The sequence below is a fragment of the Rhizobium phaseoli genome (assembly GCF_010668805.1).
GTDB classification, from domain to species: domain Bacteria; phylum Pseudomonadota; class Alphaproteobacteria; order Rhizobiales; family Rhizobiaceae; genus Rhizobium; species Rhizobium phaseoli_A.
The window spans coordinates 121,440-127,836 of the sequence record NZ_WUFT01000019.1; the positions used below are offsets into that span (position 1 = coordinate 121,440).

Below are 6,397 nucleotides of genomic sequence, written 5' to 3' on the forward strand. Positions count from 1 at the left end.
CGGCCCTTCTCTTTTTCAATCGTTCCCCGCAGTCTTAAAACACGAACGGAACCAGCCGATAGCGTGTCGTGGCCATGAAGGCCGTGTAAGCAGGATCCTGCTGGAGCAGGCGCTCCTCCGCCAAGAGGCGGAAACATTGTGCGGCAAGCGCCGTTGCATAGATGGCAAAATTCCAAAGGCCCGGATGAGCCATGAAAAATCCGATATGTGTCATCAGATAGCCCGCATACATCGGATGGCGAACAAACTTGTAGGGTCCGCCGACCTTGATACCGCGATTGGCCGGCACCAGGCCGAAGCTTCGCCGCAATGACAGCTTTGCCGAGATTTGCAGCACAAAACCGAGCGCCATCACCGAACCGCACAGTGCGAGCGGCGCAAGCGGCTCTGTCGCGGATGGGGAGACGAGCAGCGGGAAGAGTGTGCCGATTGCGGTGACCATCCAGTCAAACAGGCGCAACGATGCGTTTCTCGTTGGTCGGCGCGTCAGGATCAGGAAAGTGGCGGCCGCCTCGGAGACCAGCAGCAGGCCGTCGATGATCGCCCTGTTGTCCTGCATCTGCGGCAGCATACGCATGACGATCGCAGCGAAGAAATAACCGATAAGGACTTTCTCGAGAATGTCGAGAACGAAATACACGTCGAAGAATGACCAGCTTGCCGCTGCCTGTTTTTTCATTATTTGCAAGACTTCCGCATCACAAGATTGTCGTGTCCTATACATGCGTCGACGCTAATAATAAGTTAAGGCCTTCACTCATATCTGAATGCGCGGAGGTTATCGGCCTTGCCGACCGCAGAATCGGGCGGCGATGAAAGGCCAATTGCCGTCGGCAACGATCAGTTTTCGCTCGTCGTTTCGCCGAAAACCGCCTCGAAGGCGGTGCGCAGCCGGATATCGACATCCGTCATCATCACAAGCAAGCCGAGATCGACGAGGCTGGTGACGCCATAGGCTGAAATCCCGCAGGGCACGATGCCGCCGAAATGATCGAGATCGGGATCGACGTTGAGCGACAATCCGTGGAAGGTCACCCATTTCCGCAGCCTGATCCCGAGGGCGGCGATCTTGTCCTCGGCCATCGTTCCATCGGCAAGCAACGGCTTTTCCGGCCGCCGTACCCAGACGCCGACGCGGTCTTCACGCCGCTCGCCGCGCACATTCATCATATCGAGCGTGCGGATGACGACATCTTCAAGCGCGGTGACGAAGGCGCGCACGTCCTGGCGCCTGCGCTTCAGATCAAGCATCACATAGGCGACGCGCTGGCCGGGTCCATGATAGGTATATTCACCGCCGCGCCCGGTGGCAAAAACCGGAAAACGGTCCGGCTGGACGAGATCCCTGGCATTGGCGCTGGTGCCGGCGGTATAGAGCGGCGGATGTTCGACAAGCCAGACGAGTTCATCGCCGCCTTCGGATATCGCCGCCACCTCGCGCTCCATTGTCTCCACGGCCTCCTCATAAGCAACGAGGCCATCGGCGATGCGCCAACGCACCGGCCGGGTACCGGGATTCGGGAGCATGGAGAATTCGAGATCGGTGCGAAGCATGGCCATTCCTTGCCGCCCTCCCCGAAATGCCTGGAAAAAGGGGGCGGCAGGACAGCTATATGGACCCGTTTCAGGGGCAATTCAAATGCTGCGACCGCTTTTGAAAAAAACTGTCATATCGCCCTTGTGCACCCCAAATGCTTTTGCTACATGCTGCCCCGCCGACGCAAATCGGCACCTACCACGATGCGGTCGTGGCGGAATTGGTAGACGCGCAGCGTTGAGGTCGCTGTGGGGCAACCCGTGGAAGTTCGAGTCTTCTCGACCGCACCATTTCCCTCTGGGAAACGCTTTTGAAGCGACGATTTCGATTTCACCTCGAAGCTATTTGCGGTTGCTCGGCTTGATCGCCCGGCCATCTCATGGTTGATGGCGTCATTCCTGCCAAGAATCGGCCGTCATGTCAGAGCATCCAGCCCACCAAAACTCCCTGCAGGGCATGGCGATCATGTCCGGCGCCATGCTGATCCTGCCGGTCATGGATGCCATCGCCAAATACATGGCGACGTTCGAGGCGATGTCGCCTGGCCAGGTAACCTTTTACCGATTCTTCTTCCAGGTCGCCTGCACCCTGCCGATTCTCTTTGCCCTTTTCGGGCTGAAGGCGCTCTCGGCTCGACGGCCATGGATGAACCTTCTGCGCGGCGTGCTGCACGGTGGCGCGAGCCTGCTTTTCTTCGTCGCCGTCAAATACATGCCGCTTGCCGATGTCTTTGCCATCTATTTCGTCGAACCCTTCATGCTGACGGCCATGTCGGCGCTGTTTCTCGGGGAAAAGGTCGGCTGGCGACGCTGGATGGCGATCGTCGTCGGTTTCGGCGGCGCAATGATCGTCATTCAGCCGAGTTACGAGATTTTCGGCCTGAAGGCGTTGCTGCCGGTCGCCTGCGCCTTTCTGTTCTCGCTCTATCTGTTCCTCAACCGCGCCATCGGCGAAGCCGATTCGCCGCTGACCATGCAGACGATGGCCGGCATCGGCGGAACGCTCTTCATGGCGGCCGCCCTTCTCGTCGGAAGCAGTTCCGGCAATGCCGATTTTTCCGTCTCTCTGCCCGCCTCCGGCCTCGGTCTTGTCCTGCTTCTCGCCCTCGGCTCGATCTCCGGATATGCGCATATGCTCATCGTCCGGGCTTTCCGTCTCGCACCGCTGTCGCTGCTTGCGCCGTTCCAATACTTCGAGATCATCTCGGCGACCGTTCTCGGCTACGCGCTATTTAATGATTTCCCGAGCTTTTCCAAATGGATCGGCATCGCCATCATCGTCGCATCAGGCCTGTTCATCATCTGGCGAGAGCGGCTGCAGGCGCAATCGTTAAAATCTTCCTCAACCCGGGAATATCGGATTAACTCCTCTTCTTGAGGGATCGTCAATTCGCAGGCGTTAAAACTGTCTCCGGCTTCATGATGAAGCCTGGAGCTAAAACATGAGCGAATTTCGTCTCGCTTTTCCGGCCTGTGTCGTGGCCGGCAAGCATCGGCTGACGGCCGAAGATATAGTGCTGTTGCGCAAACATGCTTTTCCGGAGGGTATCCGGACATCCGACGACGTCGTGGCGATGTTGGCGCTCAACAATTCCTGCCCTGAAAAATGTGCTGCCTGGAACGCTTTTTTCGTCGAGCAGCTCGCCGGTTTCATCGTCCACTACACCTATCCGCAAGGCTCGCTTGATGAAATCAACGTCGCCTGGATCATGCGCATGTTCACGACCGACGGTGTCGTCAACTCGGCGCTGGAACTCGAACTCATTCTCCACGTCATAGAGATTTCGGCCGATGTGCCGGGTGAATTGAGGGCGCTCGCCCTCGATCAGCTCCGTGTGGCGATCACCGACAATATCGGTGGCTACAAGCTGTCGCGTGCCGTCGACCGCCGGGGCATTACCCGCCAGGACGTCGATTTTGCCATGCGCATCTTCAGAAGCGTCGCCGAAGGCGGTGTCATCCCCGTCTCGGCGGTCGAATACGGCGTGCTCCAGCAGATCGAGCAGGCGACGCTGCCGGGCGCCAATCATCCGCACTGGGCCGGCATCATGGCCGCCGTCCAGCTACGCGACTATGCCGAGCCGCGGCGCAGCCGCTGGCTGCGCATCGTCGACGAGGAACCCGTCTCGCAGGCAGCTGTCGCCTGACGCTGCTTAAGCCTGATTGTGCGTCCCGGTGTTTTATGCGTAAAACTCCGGAACGCATTTCTGGGTGGAGTCTCGATGTTCAAGAAAATCCTGATCGCGAATCGCGGCGAAATCGCCTGCCGCGTGATCAAGACTGCGCGCCGCATGGGTATTTTGACCGTTGCGGTCTATTCGGATGCGGATCGGGACGCACTGCATGTCGAGATGGCCGACGAGGCCGTGCATATCGGCCCGGCCGCAGCCTCCGAGAGCTATCTGGTTGCTGAAAAGATCATCGCCGCCTGCAAGGCAACCGGCGCCGAGGCGGTGCATCCGGGCTACGGCTTCCTGTCCGAGCGCGCCTCCTTCTGCGCTGAACTGGAAACGCAGGGCATCGTCTTCATCGGCCCGAAGCCGAAGGCCATCATGGCGATGGGCGACAAGATCGAATCGAAGAAATTCGCCAATGCCGCCGGCGTGTCCACCGTGCCCGGTCATCTCGGGGTTATCGAGGATGCCGCCCAAGCGGAAGTGATATCGGGCGGGATCGGTTATCCCGTCATGATCAAGGCATCGGCCGGCGGCGGCGGCAAGGGCATGCGCATTGCCTGGAATGAGTCCGAGGTACGCGACGGCTTCGAGCGCGCCCGCTCGGAGGCGAAGAGCTCCTTCGGCGACGACCGCGTCTTCATCGAGAAGTTCATCGTCGAGCCGCGCCACATCGAGATCCAGATCCTGGCCGATGCACATGGCAACGTCGTCTATCTCGGCGAGCGCGAATGCTCGATCCAGCGGCGGAACCAGAAAGTGGCGGAAGAGGCGCCCTCGCCCTTCCTCGACGAAGAAACCCGCAAGGCGATGGGCGAACAATCGGTGGCGCTGGCGAGAGCGGTCGATTACCAGAGCGCCGGCACCGTCGAATTCATCGTCGACCGCGACCGTAATTTCTATTTCCTCGAAATGAACACCCGTCTGCAGGTCGAACATCCGGTGACAGAACTCGTCACCGGCATCGATCTCGTCGAGCAGATGATCCGTGTCGCAGCGGGAGAGCCCCTTCCCCTCACCCAGGAGGACATCAGGCTCGACGGCTGGGCGATCGAAAGCCGGCTCTATGCCGAAGACCCCTACCGTAATTTCCTGCCCTCGATCGGCCGCCTGACGCGCTACCGCCCACCGGCCGAAGGCCGGACCGGCAATGTCGTCGTCCGCAACGATACCGGCGTCTTCGAAGGCGCCGAGATCTCGATGTATTACGATCCGATGATCGCCAAGCTCTGCACCTGGGCGCCGACCCGCGGCGAAGCGATCGAGGCCATGGGCCGGGCGCTCGACGGTTTCGTCGTCGATGGCATTGAGCACAATGTCCCCTTCCTGGCAGCGCTGATGAAACATCCGCGCTGGCGCGAGGGTCGGCTGTCCACCGGCTTCATCGCCGAGGAATATCCGGACGGTTTCGCGCCGATGAAACCAGACCGCACCGAAGAGGCCACGCTTGCAGCCATTGCGCTGTCCGCCTGCCTGATCGAGACGAACCGGCGCGAGCATTTCGCCGATCGCCTGCGCGCCGCATCGGGCGCGCTGCGCGAGCACTGGGTGGTCAAGATCGGTGACAACTACGTCGCTGCAAGATTGCTCGATGGCCTCGTCACCATCCCCTTCGATATGGACATGGCGATCGAGGGGGCGACCGACGGCGAGAGCATCAGCGTTGTCACCGACTGGAGACCGGGCGATCCCGTCTGGAGCGGCAAGGTCGGCGGCCGTAATATCACCGCGCAGATCCGCCCGCTCCTCAACGGCTTGCGTATCGACTGGCAGGGGCTTTCGGTGACGGCCAAAGTCTTTTCGCCGCGTCATGCCGAACTCGACAGGCTGATGCCGGTGAAGCTGCCGCCCGATACCTCCAAACTCCTGCTCTGCCCGATGCCCGGCCTCGTCGTCGCCATCGCGGTTGCCGAAGGCCAGGAGGTCAAGGCAGGCGAGACGCTTGCAATCGTCGAGGCAATGAAGATGGAAAACGTCCTGCGCGCCGACCGCGATCTCGTCGTTTCGAAGATCAATGCCGCGGCCGGCGAAAGCCTGGCCGTCGATGCCGTGATCATGGAATTCGCCTGAGCGGAAAAGGCCGGCGGCCGTTTTCGCTTGAGCGCGGCTCGCCGACCGTGCCAAGGTCGCCCCAATAGATTGCCAGGAGATTGTGAAGATGGACGTTCGCGCTGCCGTTGCCGTTGCTGCCGGAAAACCGCTCGAAGTGATGACCGTGCAGTTGGACGGCCCGAAGGCCGGCGAAGTGCTGGTCGAGGTCAAGGCGACCGGCATCTGCCACACCGACGATTTCACCCTGTCGGGCGCCGATCCGGAAGGCCTGTTCCCGGCCATCCTCGGTCATGAGGGTGCGGGCATCGTCGTCGACGTCGGCCCCGGCGTCACCTCGGTGAAGAAGGGCGACCACGTCATCCCGCTCTACACGCCGGAATGCCGGGAATGTTATTCCTGCCTCAGCCGCAAGACCAATCTCTGCACGGCGATCCGCTCGACTCAGGGCCAGGGCGTGATGCCCGACGGCACCTCGCGCTTTTCGATCGGCAAGGACAAGATCCATCACTATATGGGCTGCTCGACCTTCGCCAATTTCACCGTGCTGCCGGAGATCGCCCTTGCCAAGGTCAATCCCGACGCCCCCTTCGACAAGATCTGCTACATCGGCTGCGGGGTGACCACCGGCATCGGCG

6 protein-coding genes and 1 tRNA gene are annotated in these 6,397 nt (G+C 60.7%); 5 read left to right on the forward strand and 2 right to left on the reverse strand.

The annotated features are described in order from the left end of the window. Window positions 1-34: 34 nt before the first annotated feature. Window positions 35-679 (reverse strand): methyltransferase family protein, encoded by a 645-nt coding sequence (locus GR197_RS25540; protein WP_164014628.1) that lies wholly within the window; start codon window positions 677-679, stop codon window positions 35-37. Between the two features lie 161 nt (window positions 680-840). Further along, window positions 841-1,560, reverse strand: a complete 720-nt coding sequence (gene lipB, locus GR197_RS25545; RefSeq protein WP_164014630.1) for a lipoyl(octanoyl) transferase LipB — start codon at window positions 1,558-1,560, stop codon at window positions 841-843. 182 nt (window positions 1,561-1,742) lie between these two features. On the opposite strand from lipB, the gene GR197_RS25550 reads away from it, so the two are divergent. The 5 genes from GR197_RS25550 to GR197_RS25570 form a co-directional block, all read left to right on the forward strand. After that, a tRNA-Leu gene (locus GR197_RS25550) sits at window positions 1,743-1,827 on the forward strand. Window positions 1,828-1,954: 127 nt separating this feature from the next. Continuing rightward, window positions 1,955-2,914, forward strand: a complete 960-nt coding sequence (locus GR197_RS25555; RefSeq protein WP_164014633.1) for a DMT family transporter — start codon at window positions 1,955-1,957, stop codon at window positions 2,912-2,914. A gap of 64 nt (window positions 2,915-2,978) precedes the next feature. Further along, window positions 2,979-3,683, forward strand: coding sequence for a hypothetical protein (locus GR197_RS25560; RefSeq protein WP_164014635.1), 705 nt, complete (start codon window positions 2,979-2,981; stop codon window positions 3,681-3,683). Window positions 3,684-3,758: 75 nt separating this feature from the next. Next, window positions 3,759-5,780: an acetyl-CoA carboxylase biotin carboxylase subunit gene (locus GR197_RS25565; RefSeq protein ID WP_164014637.1), complete on the forward strand. Its 2,022-nt coding sequence runs from the start codon at window positions 3,759-3,761 to the stop codon at window positions 5,778-5,780. A gap of 88 nt (window positions 5,781-5,868) precedes the next feature. Further along, a partial coding sequence (locus GR197_RS25570) for an alcohol dehydrogenase catalytic domain-containing protein (RefSeq protein ID WP_164014639.1) occupies window positions 5,869-6,397 on the forward strand: 529 nt, incomplete at its 3' end.